16 protein-coding genes, 1 tRNA gene and 1 pseudogene are annotated in these 23,097 nt (G+C 29.8%); 12 read left to right on the forward strand and 6 right to left on the reverse strand.

Annotated features, from left to right (window positions below):
- Positions 1-14: 14 nt before the first annotated feature.
- The 5 genes and pseudogenes from hisB to hisIE all read left to right on the forward strand — a co-directional run bounded on the left by hisB (position 15) and on the right by hisIE (position 3,808).
- A complete protein-coding gene (hisB, locus tag M9394_RS00675) occupies positions 15-1,085 on the forward strand; it encodes a bifunctional histidinol-phosphatase/imidazoleglycerol-phosphate dehydratase HisB (protein ID WP_250250096.1) in 1,071 nt (356 codons plus the stop codon).
- Positions 1,082-1,671, forward strand: a pseudogene (hisH, locus tag M9394_RS00680) (imidazole glycerol phosphate synthase subunit HisH). Before hisB ends, hisH begins: the two are co-directional and overlap by 4 nt.
- A 3-nt stretch (positions 1,672-1,674) precedes the next feature.
- A complete protein-coding gene (gene hisA / locus M9394_RS00685; RefSeq protein ID WP_250247333.1) occupies positions 1,675-2,415 on the forward strand; it encodes a 1-(5-phosphoribosyl)-5-[(5-phosphoribosylamino)methylideneamino]imidazole-4-carboxamide isomerase in 741 nt (246 codons plus the stop codon).
- On the forward strand, positions 2,397-3,173 hold the full coding sequence (gene hisF / locus M9394_RS00690) for an imidazole glycerol phosphate synthase subunit HisF (RefSeq protein ID WP_250250098.1): 777 nt from the start codon (positions 2,397-2,399) through the stop codon (positions 3,171-3,173). The genes hisA and hisF overlap by 19 nt, the downstream gene beginning before the upstream one ends.
- A complete protein-coding gene (hisIE, locus tag M9394_RS00695) occupies positions 3,167-3,808 on the forward strand; it encodes a bifunctional phosphoribosyl-AMP cyclohydrolase/phosphoribosyl-ATP diphosphatase HisIE (RefSeq protein WP_250247331.1) in 642 nt (213 codons plus the stop codon). The genes hisF and hisIE overlap by 7 nt, the downstream gene beginning before the upstream one ends.
- Positions 3,809-4,050: 242 nt before the next feature.
- Here hisIE and gndA read toward each other — a convergent pair whose 3' ends face one another.
- Positions 4,051-5,460 (reverse strand): NADP-dependent phosphogluconate dehydrogenase, encoded by a 1,410-nt coding sequence (gene gndA, locus M9394_RS00700; protein WP_250250100.1) that lies wholly within the window; start codon positions 5,458-5,460, stop codon positions 4,051-4,053.
- A 547-nt stretch (positions 5,461-6,007) separates the two neighbouring features.
- Here gndA and metG point away from each other — a divergent pair.
- Positions 6,008-7,681: a methionine--tRNA ligase gene (metG, locus tag M9394_RS00705; protein WP_420022167.1), complete on the forward strand. Its 1,674-nt coding sequence runs from the start codon at positions 6,008-6,010 to the stop codon at positions 7,679-7,681.
- A gap of 942 nt (positions 7,682-8,623) precedes the next feature.
- On the opposite strand, the gene folE is transcribed toward metG, so the two are convergent.
- Positions 8,624-9,289: a GTP cyclohydrolase I FolE gene (gene folE / locus M9394_RS00710; protein ID WP_250247522.1), complete on the reverse strand. Its 666-nt coding sequence runs from the start codon at positions 9,287-9,289 to the stop codon at positions 8,624-8,626.
- Positions 9,290-10,188: 899 nt separating this feature from the next.
- Here folE and rplY point away from each other — a divergent pair.
- Together rplY and M9394_RS00720 are read left to right on the forward strand one after the other, a co-directional pair.
- Positions 10,189-10,482 carry a 50S ribosomal protein L25 gene (gene rplY / locus M9394_RS00715; RefSeq protein WP_250250102.1) on the forward strand — a complete coding sequence of 98 codons (294 nt, stop codon included), beginning with the start codon at positions 10,189-10,191 and terminating at the stop codon, positions 10,480-10,482.
- A 317-nt stretch (positions 10,483-10,799) separates the two neighbouring features.
- Positions 10,800-10,873: transfer RNA gene (locus M9394_RS00720), tRNA-Pro, on the forward strand.
- Here M9394_RS00720 and M9394_RS00725 read toward each other — a convergent pair.
- The 3 genes from M9394_RS00725 to gyrA all read right to left on the reverse strand — a co-directional run bounded on the left by M9394_RS00725 (position 10,855) and on the right by gyrA (position 16,405).
- On the reverse strand, positions 10,855-11,961 hold the full coding sequence (locus tag M9394_RS00725; protein ID WP_250247326.1) for a D-alanine--D-alanine ligase family protein: 1,107 nt from the start codon (positions 11,959-11,961) through the stop codon (positions 10,855-10,857). The genes M9394_RS00720 and M9394_RS00725 overlap by 19 nt on opposite strands.
- A gap of 95 nt (positions 11,962-12,056) precedes the next feature.
- Positions 12,057-13,178, reverse strand: a complete 1,122-nt coding sequence (locus M9394_RS00730; protein ID WP_250247325.1) for a porin — start codon at positions 13,176-13,178, stop codon at positions 12,057-12,059.
- Positions 13,179-13,867: 689 nt separating this feature from the next.
- Positions 13,868-16,405 (reverse strand): DNA gyrase subunit A, encoded by a 2,538-nt coding sequence (gyrA, locus tag M9394_RS00735; protein WP_250250104.1) that lies wholly within the window; start codon positions 16,403-16,405, stop codon positions 13,868-13,870.
- A gap of 245 nt (positions 16,406-16,650) precedes the next feature.
- Between gyrA and ubiG the strand changes: the two genes are divergently transcribed.
- From ubiG to yfaE, 4 genes are all read left to right on the forward strand, one after another.
- Positions 16,651-17,400 carry a bifunctional 2-polyprenyl-6-hydroxyphenol methylase/3-demethylubiquinol 3-O-methyltransferase UbiG gene (ubiG, locus tag M9394_RS00740; RefSeq protein ID WP_250247323.1) on the forward strand — a complete coding sequence of 250 codons (750 nt, stop codon included), beginning with the start codon at positions 16,651-16,653 and terminating at the stop codon, positions 17,398-17,400.
- Between the two features lie 372 nt (positions 17,401-17,772).
- On the forward strand, positions 17,773-20,055 hold the full coding sequence (nrdA, locus tag M9394_RS00745) for a class 1a ribonucleoside-diphosphate reductase subunit alpha (protein WP_250247322.1): 2,283 nt from the start codon (positions 17,773-17,775) through the stop codon (positions 20,053-20,055).
- 62 nt (positions 20,056-20,117) lie between these two features.
- On the forward strand, positions 20,118-21,248 hold the full coding sequence (nrdB, locus tag M9394_RS00750; RefSeq protein WP_250250106.1) for a class Ia ribonucleoside-diphosphate reductase subunit beta: 1,131 nt from the start codon (positions 20,118-20,120) through the stop codon (positions 21,246-21,248).
- Positions 21,223-21,513 carry a class I ribonucleotide reductase maintenance protein YfaE gene (gene yfaE, locus M9394_RS00755; RefSeq protein WP_250247521.1) on the forward strand — a complete coding sequence of 97 codons (291 nt, stop codon included), beginning with the start codon at positions 21,223-21,225 and terminating at the stop codon, positions 21,511-21,513. The genes nrdB and yfaE overlap by 26 nt, the downstream gene beginning before the upstream one ends.
- 92 nt (positions 21,514-21,605) lie before the next feature.
- Here the strand turns inward: yfaE and nuoN are convergent, their stop codons facing one another.
- Positions 21,606-23,096 carry an NADH-quinone oxidoreductase subunit NuoN gene (gene nuoN, locus M9394_RS00760; RefSeq protein ID WP_250250108.1) on the reverse strand — a complete coding sequence of 497 codons (1,491 nt, stop codon included), beginning with the start codon at positions 23,094-23,096 and terminating at the stop codon, positions 21,606-21,608.
- Position 23,097 lies beyond the last annotated feature (1 nt).

The following is a 23,097-nucleotide window of genomic DNA, read 5'->3' on the forward strand; positions in this document are numbered from 1 at the left end:
AAATAGGAGCGCTCATGAATCATAAAGTTTTATTTATAGATCGTGATGGAACCTTAATTAATGAACCAAAAGACAATTTTCAAATTGATTCTTTAGACAAATTCTCATTGGAACCATATGTGATTCCTGCTCTTATAGCGTTGAAAAATATAGGTTTTGAATTTGTTATAGTTACTAATCAAAATGGATTAGGAAGTGCTTCATTTCCTAGAGAAAAATTTGATAAACCACATCATCTAATGATTCAAATATTTCAATCTCAGGGTATTAAATTCAATCAAATACTAATTTGCCCTCATCTTCCTGAAGAACAATGTAGTTGCCGTAAACCAAAAACTGCATTAGTAAATTCTTGGCTAATCGATAACAAATTAAATAAATTTAATAGTTATGTTATCGGGGATCGAAATACTGATATGATTTTAGCAACTAATATGGATATTCAAGGAATACAATATAATCGTACTAATTTTGGTTGGAAAAAAATTAAAAACTATTTAACGCAACGTCACAGATCAGCACATGTTCATCGCATCACTGAAGAAACTAATATAGATGTCACGATATGGTTAGATCAAAATAATAAAAGTTACATTAATACTGGAATTAATTTTTTTAATCATATGTTACAACAAATAGCTGTGCATGCTGGATTATGCATGAATATTACGGCAAAAGGCGATTTACATGTAGATGATCATCATACTGTAGAAGATACAGCTTTAACATTAGGAAAAGCTTTAAACACTGCGTTGGGCAACAAATGTGGCATTGGAAGATTTGGATTTACCTTGCCTATGGATGAAAGTATTGCGCAATGTGTATTAGATCTTTCTGGACGGACATACTTTTACTATGAAGCTAACTATACTTTTCAAAAAATAGGAGATCTCAGCACTGAAATGATAGAACATTTTTTTCGTTCATTATCTTCAAAAATGGGTTGCACTTTACATTTACAAGCAACTGGCAAAAATGATCATCATAAAGCAGAAAGTTTATTTAAATCTTTCGGACGATCATTACGTCAAGCCATTTACATAGACAATAATAACATACCAAGCTCTAAAGGAACATTGCTATGAATATAGTTATTATAGACACCAACTGCTCTAATTTATTATCTGTAAAAACCATGCTGCATAGATTAGGACATAACCCAATAATAAGTGACAGAGCTGATGTTATATCTCAGGCGGACAAACTGTTTTTACCAGGAGTAGGCGCTGCTTCATCCGCAATGAAACAATTAAAAAAAAAAATCTAATTACATTGATACAAAATTGTACTAAACCAATATTAGGTATTTGTTTAGGAATGCAATTATTTGGATCCATAAGTTCTGAAAATAATGGTGTAAATACTTTAAACATTATTCATACACCTGTTAAACGTATGCAATACCACGATTTGCCCCTGCCACATATGGGGTGGAACACTATTACTATTCCGAAAAAACATTTTTTATTTTATGGTATAAAAGAGAATGATTATTTTTATTTTGCACATAGTTATTTCATGGAAATATGTTCTGCAACAATTTCTCAAACAAATTACGGACAATTATTTAGTTCAGTTATAAACTACAAAAATTTTTTTGGTGTACAATTTCATCCAGAAAAATCAGGAATGCCTGGGCAACAATTAATAAAAAATTTTTTGGAGATATAATTTGTGATTATTCCTGCGTTAGATATTATTAACGGAAATATAGTTAGACTGTATCAAGGATCTTATCATATGCAAACTAATTACGGAGAACCTATATCATTATTGAGAAAATACATACAACAAGGAGCAAAAATGATACATCTAGTTGATCTAGATGGAGCAAAAAATCCATCAAAAAAACAAAGTTTATTAATTAGTCAATTAATAAAAGAAGTTACTCCTCTATCTAAGATACAAATAGGAGGGGGTATACGTAACGCTGCAGATGTAGAAATTCTGTTAGAATCAGGAGCAACACGTATAGTATTAGGTTCTATAGCAGTTACACAACCAAAAATAGTAAAAAAATGGTTTGAATATTTTGATCCAAATACTTTAGTGCTAGCGGTAGATATACACGTTTATTCTGAAGAAAATCGAAAAATTGCTATTTACGGTTGGCAAAAAGAAACTAATTTTCAATTAGAACAAATAATAGAAGAATATTATACTGTAGGTTTAAAACATGTTATTTGCACAGATATCTCCAAAGATGGAACTTTGTTAGGTAGCAATATATCTTTATATCAATCAATATGTCATTCTTGGCCGCAAATAGCATTTCAATCGTCTGGAGGTGTTAATAAATTAGCAGAAATATCTAAATTACGTTCTTCTGGAGTAGCAGGAATCATTATTGGTCGTGCTTTTTTAGAAAATACATTTACTATCGATGAGGCTATATCATGTTGGCAAAACGGATAATTCCTTGTCTTGATGTAGCTAATAACAAAGTAATCAAAGGAATACAATTTAAAGATCACAAAATTGTAGGAGATATCTTAGAATTAGCAAATAGATATGCAAAATCAGGAGCTGATGAATTAGTATTTTATGACATCACGGCATCACCTAATGATCAAGTAGTGAATAAGAGATGGATTTCTCAGATTGCTAAGGTAATAAATATACCATTCTGTGTTGCTGGAGGCATAAGTACATTAAAACAAGCTAAACAAATTCTTGCATCTGGAGCAGACAAAATTTCAATTAATTCTCCTGCTTTAATTAACCCAATGCTAATCCAAGAACTAGCTGATCATCTCGGCACACAATGCGTTGTAGTTAGCATCGATACCTGGCATAATCCTAAAAAAAAGATTTACCAAGTAAAATGCTATACTGGGGACAGTGCTCGTGCAAAAATCACAACATGGCAAACATTGGATTGGGTTAAAAAAGTACAAGAATATGGAGCTGGGGAAATAGTATTAAATATGATGAATCAAGATGGAATGAAAAACGGTTACGATTTAGATCAACTACGGAATATTAGAAAACATTGTAAAGTACCACTTATAGCTTCTGGCGGAGCTGGTACCTATCAACATTTCTTAGAAGCCTTTCGTGATGCCGATGTAGATGGGACGTTAGCGGCTTCAGTGTTTCATAATCAAATTATTGATATTCATAAATTGAAACAATTTTTAGATAAAGAAGGGATAAAAGTTAGATTATGCTAATTAAAAATCAGCATCAGCAATTAAATTGGACTAAAAATCATGGTCTAATACCCGCTATCATACAACATGCTGAATCAGGAGAAGTATTAATGCTAGGACATATGAATAAAGAATCAATGATAAAAACCGAGCAAACTAAGCATATTACTTTTTTTTCACGCAGCAAAAACAGATTATGGACTAAAGGAGAAAAATCTGGAAATATATTAAAATTAATCAATTGGTATTCAGATTGTGATCAAGATGCATTATTAATTTTCGCTTTGCCTCATGGACCTACTTGTCATAATAATACTAGCAGCTGCTTCCATCCTGGAATAGCAGAATTAAGTTTTCTTCATCAATTAGAAAACATTATATCCTCAAAAAAAAACATACCATCCCATCTCATTAATACATCCTACACATCTCGTTTATATGATAGTGGTGTCAAACGCATTGCTCAAAAAGTTGGTGAAGAAGGCCTAGAAACGGCCCTTGCAGCAATTTCCTGTTGTAATACAAAAGAACTCATTAATGAAGCATCAGATCTAATTTATCATTTATTAGTCCTATTACAACATAAATCATTAAGTTTTAATGCAATCATCCAGGAATTAAAAATTCGAAATAACGATAACAAATTAAATCAATAAACAGTAATATTATACACATAAAATAATATTATAATAAAACCAAACAAACACTAATTTTATTAGTGATGATATATAATATCATATTATATAGGAATACCAATTAATTTATTAAACATACAATAAAAACAGTCCTAATGAATAAAAACTAATAAATTTTGATATCTCCAATATCCCATTATATGTGGGATATTGGTTGTTACTTAAATTATTTAATTAATATTGAAACAATATTCTTCTTATATTTATTTTAACCAATCAGTGTGAAACGCACCTTTTTTATCAAAACACGTATAAGTATGTGCTCCGAAACAATCTCTTTGAGCTTGAATAAGATTTGCAGGTAACACATTACTGCGATAACTATCATAATACGCTATAGCAGCAGATAACGTAGGCATTGGAATACCGTGTTTAATGCCGCACACTACCACCTCTCTCAACATTTGGTGGTAATCATTCGCGATATTAACACAATACGGAGACAATAACAAATTAGTAACATCTGGAGTTTGGGAATAAATATCAATAATTTTTTGTAAAAATTTTGATCTAATTATACATCCCGCACGAAAAATTTGAGCAATTTGTTTGTAATTTAAATCCCAATGATACTTATCAGACGCAATTTTCAATTGATAAAAACCTTGCGCATATAAAATAATCTTGCTAAGATACAATGCTTTTCGCGCCTTTTCTAAATATAAACATTTGCTCTCAAAACAATTTTTTCTATTAGGTCCTAACAATATTTTTGATGCTTTAAGACGTTGTTTTTTAAGTACAGACATATAACGAGCAAACACTGATTCAGTAATCATACCTAATGGTGTTCCTAAATCGATTGCATCTTGACTAGCCCATGCTCCAGTACCCTTATTTCCAGCCACATCTAATATAGAATCAAGAATATAATCATGATTAGCATCTTTTCTAACGAATATGCGACTTGTTATTTCAATAAGATAACTATTTAATTCGCCTTGATTCCATTTATTAAAAATTTCTCCTAATGCCTCGTGAGTTAAATGAAATATATTTTTTATAAAAAAATATATTTCAGCAATTATTTGCATATCTCCGTACTCTATGCCGTTATGTATCATCTTGACATAATGACCAGATCCATTTGGTCCTATATATGCAACACAAGTTTCATCATTAACACGAGCAGCAATTTTTTTAAAAACCGACTCAACCATTTTATATGCATCAATTTGCCCTCCAGGCATAATCGATGGCCCTTTTAAAGCCCCTTCTTCTCCCCCAGAAATACCAGTTCCAATAAAGTTTATCCCTTGTTTTGATAACTCAAGATTACGACGCATAGTATCTTTATAAAATGAATTACCTCCATCAATTAAAATATCTCCCGGATTCATATAAGGGGACAATATTTTTATAACATTATCGATATGCGTTCCTGATGTAATCATTAAAAATATAAAACGAGGTTTATTTAAGGATAGTACAAACTCCTCTATTGAATAACATGGGATGATATTTTTTTTTGGATTAGTAGTAACAACTGCATCGGTTTTATCCTTAGAACGATTGTAAATGGCAACACAATAACCTTTACTTTCGATGTTTAATGCTAAATTTCGACCCATAACACCCATACCGATAATACCAATCTTTTGTTGTTTGAACATATCTGCTCCTCTGTGGTATAAGTATGTTATATATTTTAATAATAGTTAAATGATGACTAATTTGTATCTAGTTCATAATATGAGAATATTATACATAAATACTTCGATATAAAAATAAAAAGTTTAAACAATATTTAAATATAAATAAAAAACGCAAAGCAATAATCAGCTTTAACAATGTTATTCAACCGTAATTGACAGAATCAATTGTGAATATTTATTTAAAAAATATCCTTAAAGTGGACCGTGTACATATATTTATTTTATACGTCATAATAAAAACTATTATTACACCGTGTTAAATTAAATTTAAAAATGTGTAATAAATTGTAAAACAGAATTTTTATTGAATATAAAACTACCATTACAACAATATTAAAACATTAATAAAAACTATTAAACATAACCAAATACAATTTTAAATTATCATAATATATATATATAATAAATATTGTACATTCATGATATGAATTATAAAAAACAATTATATTTTAACAATCTATAGTATATGTCGTTATACAATATATTTAAATTTTAAATCCGAAAAATTATTATGACTACAAAAAAAATGCTAGTTACTTGTGCCCTGCCTTACGCTAATGGTTCACTTCATGTTGGACACATGTTAGAGCATATACAAGCAGATATCTGGGTTCGTTATCAACGCATGCAAGGCAATTGCGTATACTTTATTTGTGCAGATGATGCGCATGGAACTGCTATTATGCTAAAATCACAACAACTTAATATAGCGCCAGAACAAATGATTGCCCAAATACGACAAGAACATCAACGAGATTGCCATAAATTTGGAATTAGCTATGACAACTACTATTCTACTCACAGCGAAGAAACTCGTGAATTACTACATGACATTTACTTTCGATTAAAAACACGTGGATTCATCAAATCTAAATTTATTTCTCAATTATATGATTCTAAAAAAAATATGTTTTTGCCAGATCGATTTGTTAAAGGAATATGTCCAAAATGCAAAACAGATGATCAATATGGAGATAATTGTGAAACATGTGGTACTATTTATACTTCTTTAGAGCTTATAAATCCCAAATCAGTTATTTCTGGAACATCTCCGATAATACGCAAGTCCGAACATCTCTTTTTTGATTTACCAGCTTTTACTGATACATTGCGTACATGGATCCGATCAGGAAGCATACAAAAAGAAGTAGCCAACAAAGTAGAAGAATGGTTTAAATTAGGTTTAAAACAATGGGATATTTCTAGAGATGCTCCTTATTTTGGATTTAAGATTCCTAATTCTTCAGAAAAATATTTTTATGTATGGATGGATGCTCCTATTGGATATATGGGTACCTTTAAAAACTTATGCAAAAAAAACAAAAACATATCTTTTAACGACTTTTGGAACTCGAATTCCAAAACAGACTTATATCATTTCATAGGTAAGGATATTATTTACTTTCACTGTTTATTTTGGCCAGCTGTTTTGTCAGGCAGTCAATTTCGCAAACCAACTAATATATTTGTTCATGGGCATGTTACTTTAAATGGATCTAAAATATCAAAATCTAAAGGAACTTGCATCAACGTAAGTACTTATTTATCATGTTTAAACCCAGATTATTTAAGATATTATTATGCCACAAAACTTTCATCTCATACTAACGACATAGATTTGAATTTATCAGATTTTATTACTAGAGTAAATTCAGATATTATTAATAAAGTATTAAATTTAGCATCTAGAAACTCTGGATTTATACATCAATATTATAATGGCTACTTGTCGAATACATTAACGCATCCAGTTATATATAATATGTTTATTGAATCCAGACATTATATAGGGAAATTATTTCAAAAAAGAGAGTTTAACTACGCAATGCGTGAAATTATGAAATTAGCAGATGAAGCTAATCGTTACATAGATAAACATGCTCCGTGGCATATCGCAAAAAAAATAGACCGTAGACAAGAAGCATTATCTATTTATTCTATGGGTATTCAGTTGTTTCGTGTACTGATGATCTATTTGAAACCTGTTTTGCCTAAATTAGCTAATTACAGTGAATGCTTTCTCAACACTCGTCTTACATGGGACAGTCTTTCTGCGCCTTTATCAAATCATCGAATTAATAAATTCAAAATAATTTTTTCTCGAATCCATCCTGACCACATTGTATCTATAAAAAATAAATCTCAATTACATGAACGCCTTCCGGATAATAATACATGAAGACACACAGCACAAATCACCATTTAACATAAACACAATAACGTTAAAAAACTAATTGTATTATTGCATACACTATACAAATGAGAACTATACGTGAATTTATTATTAAAAATTTGAAGATATATATATATGGTATAGACTCTTGTTTAAAAAAACATAACTTGAAAAAATTTTACATATACATAAATTTAATAATTACATTCAGTACCTTAATGCAGATAAATAAAAATATTTCCTAATCTCATTAAGATGCAACAACAAATAATATCATTAATTCTGTTAAAATATTTTGAAATGAAACAACACTATATTAACATATGCCGTCTACAACAAAATAATTATAATAAAATTAATTACAATAAACAAAATTAAATATTAAACAATTTTAATAAACAATCATTCCTTTCATTTACAAGACTACTACTTGATAGAATTTATTTTATCTACATACGCCATTTATATCAATATTCTTATATAATTTAAAAAATTTTGGTTTCTAACTATACTCATTCATGTTTCCGTTTAAAATATAACTTCTAAAGACAACACTCCTCAACTACATTGTAATAAATTAAAAAAGTCCAAAGTATAAAATGGATATAGATATTAAATCCATATTATTAATTAACACAAATACACTCAATTACACTGAAATTTCAATTTTCATGATCTCTTTTTTGAGACACTTAATCATAAAAAATAAATTCTTAGATCAATTTATTTAATAAAAAGCTATGTAAATGATTTTCTACTTAAATTTATATTCTGATATACAGTTACAGTTCTATATCAATAAAAAATAAATCTTGAAAACGATTCTAATATATAAGCATACAACATTCCATTTCCATTACACATACTTAAACAGATATTATAAAAATTACTATGTCTTTAGAATTCATATTCTATGATATATATAATATTTTAAATAAAAAATATAAATTAATGGTTGCAATACATAATTGCGTGCAGAAATTCTTTTCTAGTATTCGTATTAGATTCAAATAACCCCCCTAGCGCAGTAGTAGTTGTAGTGCTGCTAACATCATGAATACCCCTAGCTTTGACACAATAATGTACTGCATCAATAAATATTGCCACATTATCTGTATTAAGTAAGGTTTGCAACGCTAAAAAAATTTGTTTTGTTAATCGTTCTTGTAACTGCGGTCTTTTAGAAAAAAATTGAACTATTCTATTTATTTTTGACAAACCAATCACATTTTTTTCTGGAATATAAGAAATAGTCACTTTACCATTAAAAACAATGAAATGATGTTCACAAGTGCTAGTGATATTAATACCCCTCACTGTAATCATTTCATTTATTTGCATTGTATTTTGAATAATTGCAATTTTAGGAAAATTTGAATAATCTAAACCTGAGAAAATTTCTTCTATATACATCTTAGCTATACGTTTAGGAGTATTTAATAAACTATCATGTTCTAAATCGAGATTAAGAAGATGCACAATAGCTCTCATATGATCTTCGATACGACGTTTACGTGTTTGATGATTAATATTCAACTCAATTAATGGATTTTCTAATCCTCGAACTGATAAAGCATCACGCACTAATAGCGCTTCTTGTGTCAATATAGACATATAACTTTCTCTAAAAATACATTCACGAAAAACCTTTCGCATAATATATTGTATAATCACCAACTTCGAAACATTTTAATTAAATCAAGTATACATTGATTAATACTAAAAATGCATATTTTATTATTACAAACCCACAACCAAGTATATTAATTTTTAAAATTACTTAGATCTTACTTATATAATTACATTTGTTATAAACAACACCTGAACATTACCAACACTTTCATATTTTACAAAATAAATATTATAATTTATACAAGAGCATCAATAATGTATTCCTCATTTTTATACATAAATATCTCTGTGAATCACATTTATAATTTTGTAATCTATAAATAAATTATATATCTATTATATATATTAAAAATATGGAAATTAAATTGTATTTATTCGTTTATTTGTAACATATTTTTTCTATTGAAAATATATTACAAATAATCAAAATTATTAAAAATTGATCAAATCATTGAAAATATTTATTGTATTACATTTTTATAAATTTTATGATACCATAAATACTTTAAAAAAATAAGATATCGAATTCAATGAATATCACGAGTATAGGACCATAAAGCCATCAGGATTTTATGATTTTCACATATTGATATATTTAGTACAAATAAAATATATCGGATTAATATCATCAGATGAACCTCATCAGGTATGAATGTTAAATTTTCATTACTTTCATTGTTTAATATATTAAACGGTTGAAATGATTTACTTGAAAATTCATTACGACAGACAAGTTACTAAATAACATTTATTAGCATATAGTATTTCATTATATAAATGGTTATTCATATTGTATCATGTGATAGGAGAAATCATCGTTTCAAATTTATAGATATTATAATCAAATTATTAATAAAAATATTTAATTAGGTACTACAATAATGTTAACAATTAAAGCTAATTTACGTATTTATCACAAAAAAGGCGCAACAAGACGGTTACGTAAACAAAACAAATGTCCAGCTATTATCTACAATAGAGGCCAGGAACCAAGCGTATCCATTATATTGAATCAAAATGATATCTTACATCCTGAAGCTGTAATACAATTATACAAAAATAATGTTATTCTATTGTTTATTGAAAATCAACAACCTATTACAGTTAAAGTGCAAGAACTACAATATCATCCTTTTAAGCCCAAATTAATGCATATTGATTTTGCACGTGTTTAATAACATTATTTATTTTATAAATAACACCTAATTAAAAAATATATCTTTAGTTATAAATTAAGATCTGTTTTCTTTGTATAATAAAATATAAATACATATTAATCATGCAACAAAATGTTTATTAATAACTAATGAAATTGAATTTAATAAATATTGCACATAAAATGATAAAATACCAATACACATTACATCAATATATATATAAATATCTGAGTAATCACAAACAAAAACTAACGATCATATTCACGATGAAAATCTACAGTTGTGTATTCACAAAAAATAATATTTTTTTACAAATTTTTTAAATAAACCTAAAACGGCATGTAGCGTAGTTTGGTAGCGCACCGTCATGGGGTGTCGGGGGTCAGAGGTTCAAATCCTCTCATGCCGAAAATATTTAAATACAGCACCGTCTACATGATAAAAATAATTATTTTTATCATGTAGATCTAGCGCTAATTCTACCAATTTCGTAATTAGCGCTTGAAAATTTAATCCACTTACCTCCCACAATTTAGGATACATACTATCGCAAGTAAAGCCAGGTAACGTATTAATTTCATTAATAAAAATTTTATTATCCAAATTTAAAAAAACATCTACCCGCGCCATTCCAGAACAATTTAACACTTGAAATGCACGTAAAGCAATATGACGAATATCATCACTTATTGCATCATTAATCAAAGCAGGTATCATGATCTGTGCTTTACGTTCCACATATTTATCATAATAAGTATAAAAATTATTATCTGATAATATAACTTCGCCACACACACTAATTTTTGGATTATCATTACCCAATACCGCGCATTCCAATTCTCTTCCAATAATAGCTGGTTCTATTAATATTTTATTACTAAAAGAGAAAGCCTTGATTAAAGCTAAGTTAAAATCTTCGCATTTAGTAACTTTCGATACTCCTATCGATGATCCTTGATTTGATGGCTTCACAAACAAAGGTAATCCAAAGATAGAAACAAAATAATCAAAATCTATATTATGCTGGTCCTGAGCTAAAACAGTTCTAAATGGTACCACGGATAAACCCGCGTCACGCAACAAACATTTAGACACATCTTTATCCATCCCTACAGATGAACTTAAAATATTAGACCCAACAAATGGCAAATTCATCATACACAATAAACCTTGCAAAGCACCATCTTCTCCTAGTGTTCCATGGACTAAAGGGAAAATAACATCAAATTTTAATAAAATATTTATATTTTTAGTATGCAATTTAAATGGATGAGGACAGTTTTGTAACAAAATAGAAATGTTATCATTTTTATGATACGATAAATCATTAAAATTGATATCTTTCAAATGCCAACATCCTTTTTTATCTATCCATAAAATCATGGCCTCAAAACGAAATTTATCAATAACCTGTGCAATACACATAGCTGATTTCAATGAAATCTCGTGTTCTAAAGAACGACCCCCGCAAATAATACCAATGCATAATTTAGACATATTCTATTCCTTGAAACCATTAAATATACTAAAACAGGCGAATTAATGTCTTAATTAATTCGCCTGTTTTAGTATATTTAATGGTTGACCTATTTTTAAAATGCGTAAGCTACGCCCAATGCAATAACATTATCGGTACAAATCTGAGATGCACTGGTAAAACTATCTTTATGTAATAAATTGATTCTATAATCCACAGTAGTACAAATATTTTTATTAAAAACATAACTTGTTCCAACTGTAACACATTTTTTTAAGAAATTGCTGTAACCATCATTTTCCGCATCATTAGCTTTTGAATACAAATAAGATACAGAAGGACGTAAACCAAAATTAAATTGATATTGAGCCACTAATTCAATATTTTTAGCTTTATTAACAAACCCATAAATATATTCTGGATTAAGATTATCACAAAAACTACCAAATGGAGTCATATTATAAGTCTCTCCATAAGTAGCTGCTACATACATACCGTTTCCATCATATTTTATGCCCAAAGAATACGCTTCAGCATTATCATTGCAACACAGATTACTATCTAAACCAGTTTGTTCAAGGATACGTTTATTATTAGTGTAAGCCACGGACGCAGCAAACCCATTATCCAATGAGTAAGATGCGGACACCCCGTATCCTTCTCCGTTAGCCGTTTTTAAAGTACGACCCGTTGCTTTGTTCACATCATTTTTACCTTGATATTGTAAGGCAAAATCCAATCCATTCATGAAACCAAAAAAATTTTTATTACGATATGTAATCACATTCGAACTACGATTAGATAAAAAATTATCTACAAACAATATATCTCCTCCAAATCCTGGCGTTACATCTGTCCATGCTCCCACATCATACAATACTCCATAATTTCTTCCATAATCAATGCTTCCTAAATTTCCAAATTTTATTCCTGCATAGCCAAGCAACACCTTATCATTATTATTTATGATGGTTCCTTCAGTATTTTTTAGGGAAATTTCATGCTCCCACATACCAAAACCAACAATTTTGTCATTAATATATGTTGTTCCAGAAAAACCATATCTTACAAACGAATTATCCCCATTTTTAGTATTATCTTTAGAAAAATAATGACCTCCAACAAGACTACCAAACATATCTAATATATTTCCATCTTTATTGTAAATTTCAGAAGCCCCGGCAGTGCTTGCCATAACCATAGTTGCGACCAGGCTAGTAAAACACCGTAATTTCATATTAATACCTCACCATATAGTAAGTAAAAAATACTATTTAACAAAAATGACACCCATTAACTTTCTTCAAAATAAATTAACACTTTTTATGCACCAATCCACTCTAAGTTATTAGTTATTACATAATAAACCACCTACTTTGCTCACATTGCATCAACTATATCGGCATATTAATAAAATACAATTCTCCAACAATTCAACTCATATTTGAACAACACACGCAAAAAACCAAATCCTACGCATAAAACATAAAAAATCCAATGTTTCTCTCATATCTATATCATTTACTATCTAATACACAACGATTTCTCATTCAATATACATATCTAACAATTCCTGTCATTGAATATCGTATTATTTATGATCATAATGTCCAATATCAATAATAAAATAATCATATTATAATATAATATTGCATGTTTGTTACATTACCTCAACTTAAATAATCTCTACTCCAATTAACTATTTCACAAATCATAGTAATCATTTCTTATCATTATATTAGAAATAATTCCTGTATACCATATATATTAACATAATAAATATTAAAAAATACATGAGTAAACAACACAAAATGCAATATTAATTTCACAGACACAAAAATCCCATATTATTGAATAAAATTTCATTATTAAAACCAACAATTAATAACAATAAATTCTCTTCGATACTGAATTAAATAAAACATTTTAATTCTCTACTGATTCCACAACACACTGTAGCCCAACTACACATTCATCACATGCTGTACGAATTAACATAACTCCTTGAGTATTACGTCTAATAATATTAACTTCAGAAACACGAGTGCGCACTAATCGGCCTGAGTCAGTGATCATTACTATTTGATCAGATTGATTTACTTGCACAGCACCAATTACATTACCATTTCGCTCAGTAACCTTAATAGAAATCACACCTTGAGTCGCGCGAGACTTAATTGGATATTCTGATTGATTAGTACGTTTTCCGAAACCATTTCGAGTAACAGTAAGAATAGAACTCTTATCTTTTGGTATAATTAAAGATACTACGCGATCACCTTGTAACAAATGAATACCCTTCACACCGATCGCCGAGCGACCTACACTTCGCACCTGCGTTTCTTTAAATCGCACAACTTTTCCGTAAGCAGTAAACAACATTACCTCATTACTGCCATCGGTTACATCAGCTCCAATTAATTCATCCCCATCATTAAGATTCAATGCAATAATACCAACATTACGTGGCCGACTAAACTCAGTAAGTGGTGTTTTTTTTACAACTCCACTACTAGTCGCCATAAATACTTGATGTCCTGTTGTATAATTTTGAATTGGTAAAATAGCAGTAATTCGTTCATTCACATCTAATGGCAAAAGGTTAATAATTGGTTTACCTCGTGATCCACGACTAGCTGCAGGTAATCGATAGACTTTCATCCAATATATACGCCCATAATTAGAAAATAACAAAACCGTATCATGAGTATTAGCTATTAGTAATCGCGTAATAAAATCTTCTTCCTTAATTCGCGTTGCTAACTTTCCTTTTCCTCCTCGTTTTTGCGCCTCATAATCTGTTAATGGTTGATACTTAACATAACCTTGATATGATAAAGTTACTACTACATCTTTTTGATTAATTAAATTTTCAACATTAATATTTTCAATATTGCTACTAATTTCAGTACGACGAGAATCGTTATACTCTTCTTGTATCATCAATAGTTCTTGACGAATTACCTTCATAAGGCATTTAGAATCTTTTAAAATAGAGATTAAATTTTCTATTTTTTCTAATAAACTGCTATATTCTTTTAATATTTTTTCATACTCCAAAGTAGTAAGTTTATGTAATTTTAAATCTAAAATAGCTTGTACTTGATTCTTGGTAAGATAACATTGATTATTGTAAACAGCATTCTTTAAATCTGACCCTTCAGATTTCATCAAATTAATAGAAGTTCTCTGTTTCATATCAAAAACATTGCCTATATTCCACGATGAAGATATTAAAACAGAACTAGCTTCCTCAGAACTATTAGATTGACGGATAAGTTTAATAACTGAATCAATGTTAAATAATGCAATCGCTAACCCCTCTAAAATATGAATACGACTACGAGCTTTCTTTAATTCAAAAGTAACACGACGTATTACCACTGCACGACGATGACATACAAAAGCAGATAAAATGTCTTTTAATGACATAACTTTTGGTTGTCCTTGATGTAACGCCACCATATTAATGCCGAATGAAGTTTGTAACGAAGTTAAAGAATATAAATTATTTAAAATTACTTCACTAATAGCATCACGTTTAATTTCAACAACTATTCGCATGCCATCCTTATCAGATTCATCACGCAAATTATATATTCCTTCAATGCGTTTTAATTTTGCTAATTCCGCGATCTTTTCTAACAATCGAGCCTTATTAACTTGATAAGGAATTTCATATATTACGATAGATTCGCGACCACTTTTAACATCAGTTTCAATTTCCGATCGGGCGCGAATATAAATTTTACCTCGTCCAGTGCTATATGCTTCTTTCAGACCACCACTATCATTAATAATAGCAGCAGTAGGAAAATCTGGGCCCGGAATATATTTCATTAATCCTTCAATAGTAATATCCTCATTATCTATAAACGCCAAACATCCATTAATTACCTCAGAAAGATTGTGAGGAGGGATATTAGTAGCCATTCCCACAGCAATACCAGAAGAACCATTAACCAAAAGATTTGGAATTCTAGCAGGTAATATTCCTGGAATACTTTCAGTGCCATCATAATTAAGTTCATAATCAACTGTTTCTTTGTCTAAATCTAACAATAATTCATTTGCTATTTTAGACATACGTACTTCAGTATAACGCATAGCCGCCGCTGGATCACCATCTACTGAGCCAAAATTACCCTGTCCATCTACTAAAGCATAGCGCATTAAAAAAGGTTGTGCCATGCGCACTATAGTTTCATATACTGCAGTATCCCCATGAGGATGATATTTTCCAATAACATCACCTACTACTCTAGCTGATTTTTTATAATTTCTATTCCAACAATTCCCAAGTACTTGCATGGCAAACAATATACGACGATGCACAGGTTTTAACCCATCTCGAACATCTGGCAATGCACGCCCAACGATCACTGACATAGCATAATCTAAATAAGAATGCGTTAATTCTTCTTCTATGTTAATTTGTGTGATTTCTTTAGCAAAATCATTCATGCATTTATATCCTCTATTTATTTTTAATTTATATATATTAAAAATTTATTTAAATAATCTATTTAAACTATAATATAAACTGTTTTAGTAATATTTAAATTACTCTACAAAGATAAATACATTTATCATATTATATATAAATCAGTTCATAACCATATTTCAACGAACTAATAGTTGTAAACAATTTACATACTAATATTCAAATCTATAACATTCCCATCTTCTTATTTTAGGAAGATCTTAACATGAAAGACATAATTGTTGATGAACTTACAAAAAATCAAAAGAATATGAATAAAAAAGAAATCAGTAAATTCAAAACATCCACATCTCAATGGTGGGGTCCTTTTAATACATTTAAACCATTGCATCACATTAATTCAACACGCTTTAATTATATTATTGAGCACAGTAATGGACTATTTGGCAAAAAAATATTAGATATTGGCTGCGGTGGAGGTATTTTGTCAGAAAGTATGGCGCAAGCAGGCGCAAAAGTTGTTGGGTTAGATATCAATGCTTCTGCTTTAGAAGTTGCAAAATCACATGCCTTACATCAAGGTTTAAATATTCATTACATACAAGAAACAATAGAAAACCATGCCTTAAACCATGCTAATCACTACGACGTAGTAACCTGTATGGAAGTTTTAGAACATGTACCGTGTCCTTCATCAATCGTTCATGCTTGCTCTACCATGATTAAGATAGACGGATCAGTATTTTTTTCCACATTAAATCGTACATTTAAATCATGGCTGTTCGTTGTAATAGGCGCTGAATATATTTTTCGCATTATTCCAAAAGGCACTCATAATTTTAATAAATTTATTACCCCATCTGAATTACTAGAATGGATTGACTCTACCATTTTAGAAGAACAAAACATCACCGGATTATGCTATAATCCCTGCACGAATAAATGCGCCTTAATACGTAACCTTAACACAAACTATATCTTACATGCTAAACTAAAAAATAATCGCACTATATAATACAGAGCGATTACAAATTAACAAATAATAAACGTTTACTATTGCAAGAATAATTTTTTTAATATGATCAATATAATATTAAAGACATAATCCAATTGTTCAATTATATATAAAATATATAATACGGTACAGCATGATCACATATATTTATAGACACAATCAGTTATTATTGATATTTAGAATATTTATACCAAATAAGAACCATGCAATATTTTCCACCTGTATTACTATTTAATCAATTACTATTTTATACATAAAAATTATGATGTCATTATTAATTCACCGAACTATCACGAGTCTAAGCTATAATTTATTCATCACAAATTACTGTGGCCTAATATTATTAGTACTTCACAACAGGTATACATTTATATGAACCAAACTCTACTAGTTACTAAACGAAACGGTCATCACGAACCTATTAATCTTGAAAAAATTCACCGAGTTATTAATTGGGCCGCCAAAGGCTTAGAGCAAGTCTCTGTTTCACAAGTAGAATTGCGTTCCCACATACAATTTTATAATGGAATAAAAACTTCCGATATTCAAGAAACAATCATAAAAGCAGCAGCAGACTTGATTTCTGAAGAAGAACCAGACTATCAATATTTAGCAGCACGTTTAGCGGTATTTCATTTACGTAAAAAAGCTTATGGTCAATTTAAACCACCAAAACTGTATAATCATGTGTTACGATTAATAAAAATTGGGAAATACGATCAACATTTGCTAGATGATTACAATGCGGAAGAGTTTAATCAAATGGATTCATTTATTGATCATTGGCGGGACATGAATTTTTCATATGCTGCTGTAAAACAATTAGAAGGTAAATACTTAGTACAAAATAGAGTAACCGGAGAGATTTATGAAAGTGCTCAGTTTTTATATATACTAACTGCGGCCTGTTTATTTTCTAAATATCCCAAAAAAACTCGAATGCATTACATTCAACAATTTTACAATGCGATATCAACTTTTAAAATTTCTTTAGCAACACCTATTATGTCTGGAGTACGTACACCAACACGCCAATTTAGTTCCTGTGTATTAATCGAATGTGATGATAGTCTTGATTCTATCAATGCAACATCCAGTTCTATTGTAAAATACGTCGCGCAACGCGCTGGAATAGGTATTAACGCTGGACGCATTAGAGCATTAGGTAGTCCAATACGTAACGGAGAAGCATTCCACACCGGATGTATCCCATTCTATAAACATTTTCAAACAGCAGTAAAATCATGCTCTCAGGGAGGCGTACGTGGAGGAGCGGCCACACTATTTTATCCTATTTGGCATTTAGAAATAGAAAATCTACTTGTTTTAAAAAATAATCGTGGCATCGATTCTAATCGAATACGTCATTTAGATTATGGGGTACAAATCAATAAATTAATGTACCAACGTCTTATTGAAGGAAAATATATTACACTATTTAGTCCATCTGATGTGCCAGGATTATATGAAGCTTTTTTTAATAATCAAAATGAATTCGAACACTTATATAACACATATGAAAATGATCGTAATATTAGACATCGAAAAATTAAAGCAATAGAATTGTTTTCTTTGATGATGCAAGAGCGAGCTTCTACCGGAAGAATCTATATTCAACATACAGATCACTGTAATACTCATAGTGCTTTTGATAGTATTGCCGCTCCAGTTCGTCAATCCAATTTATGCTTGGAAATCACTTTACCAACCAAACCTTTAAATAACATTAATGACCATAATGGTGAAATTGCTTTATGTACACTATCTGCTTTCAATCTTGGTAACATTGAAAATCTTGATGACTTATCTGAACTTTCTACTTTAATAGTACGAGCTCTTGACGCTCTATTAGATTATCAACATTATCCTATTCCTGCTGCGCAACGTAGTGCTGTAAGAAGACGCTCTTTAGGAATTGGAGTAATTAATTATGCTTATTATCTTGCTAAACACGGGGTACGCTATTCAGATGGTAGTGCTAATAAACTAACACATCGTACTTTCGAAGCTATTCAATACTATTTATTAAGAGCTTCTAACAATTTGGCTCAAGAAAAAGGATCTTGCGAGTGGTTCGATGATACTTCATATTCAAAAGGAATCTTGCCTATTGATACATACAAAACAGACCTGAATTCATTTATTAATGAACCATTACATTATAACTGGGAAGATTTACGTGTTAAGATTAAAAAATATGGATTACGAAATTCTACATTATCTGCATTAATGCCATCAGAAACTTCGTCACAAATTTCTAATGCTACTAATGGCATAGAACCTCCCAGAGGTTACATTAGCATAAAAGCTTCAAAAGACGGAATCTTGCGTCAAGTAGTACCTGAATTTATTAAACTAAAATCTGATTATGAATTATTATGGCAAATACCGGACAATCGGGGATATCTACAATTAGTAGGAATTATGCAAAAATTCATTGACCAATCCATTTCAACTAATACTAATTACGATCCCTCTCGATTTCCAGAACACAAAGTGCCTATGAAACAGCTACTTTCAGATTTGTTATACGCATATAGACTTGGTATTAAAACATTATACTATCATAACACCCGTGATGGAGCTCAGGATGTACAAAAAACACTACCACATAACCAATCAAATATTTGTACAAGTGATGCTTGTACAATTTAAAAAAGCAACTACTGTTTACTAAAACCCACATATTTATATTTGCTTGTAACAAAGGAATAAAAATGATTTATACAACTTTTTCTCAAAATAAAAATAATCAACTGCTCGAACCGATGTTTTTAGGACAACCAGTAAATATCGCCCGATTTGATCAACAAAAACATTCCATTTTTGAAAAATTAATTGAAAAACAACTTTCGTTCTTTTGGCGTCCAGAAGAAATAGATATTTCTAAAGACCGTATAGATTTTCAATCATTACCAGACCATGAAAAACACATTTTTATTAGTAATTTAAAATACCAAACTTTATTAGATTCTATTCAAGGACGCAGTCCCAATATTGCATTACTACCATTAATTTCTATACCAGAACTGGAAATTTGGGTAGAAACTTGGTCATTTTTTGAAACCATCCACTCCCGTTCCTACACCCATATTATTCGCAATATTGTTAATCATCCATCTTTGATATTTGATGATATTATCAGCAACAAAGAAATTTTAAAACGTGCTAAAGATATTTCAACATACTATGATAATTTAATTGAATTAACCAGTTATTATCATATCTTAGGCCCCGGTATTCATCAAATCAATAATAACACTGTCGCAGTAAACTTACATGAACTTAAAAAGAAATTATACTTATGTTTGATTAGCGTTAACGTGCTAGAAGCTATTCGTTTTTATGTCAGCTTCGCCTGTTCTTTTGCATTTGCTGAAAGAGAACTCATGGAAGGTAATGCAAAAATTATACGACTTATAGCACGTGACGAAGCTTTGCATTTAAACGCTACCCAACATATTTTAAACTTAATGCGCTCTGGGTCAGATGATCCAGAAATGGCCGATATCAGTACAGAATGCCAACAAGAAAGTTATGCGCTATTTTTAATGGCTGCAGAACAAGAAAAAAATTGGGCTAATTATTTATTTAAAGATGGCTCTATGATAGGTTTAAACAAAGATATACTTTGTCAATACATTGAATATATTACCAACATACGTATGCAAGCAATCGGACTAGGAACACCCTTCAACACTAAATCTAACGTGATACCCTGGATTAATTCTTGGTTATCATCAGATAATGTTCAAGTAGCACCACAAGAAGTAGAAGCCAGTTCTTATTTAGTAGGTCAAATAGACCCCAATATTGACGAAAATGAATTTCATGACTTTCAATTGTAAAATATTTTTTTTTCAAAAAAAATATTTAAATATACAATTTGCGCATAATAACAGAACATATCGTTCCTTATTGGAAGCATTGGAAATGCATCATATACCATCATTAAATTATCAATGTCGATCAGGTTACTGTGGAAGTTGCCGTGCCTTATTAATAAAAGGAAAAGTGCAATATTGCATAGAACCTTTAGGTTATATTCATTCTAATGAAATTTTGATATGCTGCTGTGTTCCTATAGAACATATTATATTAAAACTACTGTAACATGTGTTTTAAACGACATTATTATAAATTCAGAAAATCTATTCATTAAATAATTTAAAATATAAAATCCTCCAATTAAATTTTTATTTCAATTAAACTACCGGTGAGTATATTAAATGCATAAAATAAATCAAAGGCTTTGGGTATAATCCTAAAAATAATATAGAAAAAGATACTATAATCACTATTATCCCATCAGGAGTAACACTCCAACTAGATAAAGAATCAGAGTTGATATTTAAACGATTTATAGGACTAAGATATAAATTTATTATAATTCTTAAATAATAAAATATACTAATAACACTACTCATTGCTATAAAAATAGTAAGCCACCATAATTTACTGTCTATTCCCAAAACAAACAAATAAAATTTCCCAATGAAACCTAATGTCATAGGTATGCCCGCTAAAGACAATATAATAATCGTAAATAATACCGATAACGTTGGATGATGCCAAAAAAGACCACGATATACAAACAAAGAATCTACATCTATGTCCTCATTGCCATAAAAAAACGACATTACACTGATAATACCAAATGCGCCAATACTAGTCAGCACGTAACTTATAAGATAAATACCAATCGTTTCCAAAGCAATGGGGTTGGCCCGTAATATCGCAATTACACCAATCAAAACATAACCTGTATGTGCAATTGAAGAATAAGCTAAAACCCGCTTAATATTATCTTGTTTAATAGCCATTAAATTACCAAATAACGCTGAGCAACATGCAATACCTGATAAAAATATACAAAATACCTTACTACACTGATTAGGAAACACCATAAATAATCGTATCAATACAGCTATTATAGCTATTTTACTGCTAGTTGTCAGATACAATGATACCGAAGATGGCGCTCCTTGATATACATCAGGAGTCCATAAATGAAAAGGAACTAATGACAATTTAAACCCGATCCCAACCATCATCATACCTAGTCCTATGGTTGACATAAGTATAGATTGATTCGACGCAATAACATGCAAACGTAACAATTGACTAATGCTGGTAAAAGACAAAAAACCAGTTGCAGCATATATCAATGCTATACCAAATAATATAAATGATGAAGATACTCCAGATAATATAATATATTTAATACTTGCTTCTAAAGAAAATTTTTTAAAAAAAGAATAACCTATCAACCCAAATAACGGCAATGAAATAAGTTCCATTCCTAAAAATAATATTACTAAATGATTCGTAGTTGCTAGTAAAATACCGCCAATACTAGAAATAAGTAATAATAAATAAAACTCGTCACGATTATTACTCGGATAAATTAACAACCATTTATAAGCCAATACGGAGCTTGATAAACCAGAAACTAACACCAATATTATATATAATATAGAAAAATCATCAACACACATTAATTGTAAAACGTTTCGAGCTCTTTGATCCCATACCAATCCAATCGATATAATTGCCAAACTAAATCCGAATATTGTTAATGAAGTATGTAAAAATAAATTGCGACGATATGCAATAGATAACATAATAATGACTACTGTCATTCCAATAATTAGTACGGGCAACAATAGAATTATTTGTGTCCAAGTTATTAACATA

This window comes from Candidatus Blochmanniella camponoti, from assembly GCF_023585825.1.
Taxonomy (GTDB): Bacteria; Pseudomonadota; Gammaproteobacteria; order Enterobacterales; family Enterobacteriaceae; genus Blochmanniella; species Blochmanniella camponoti.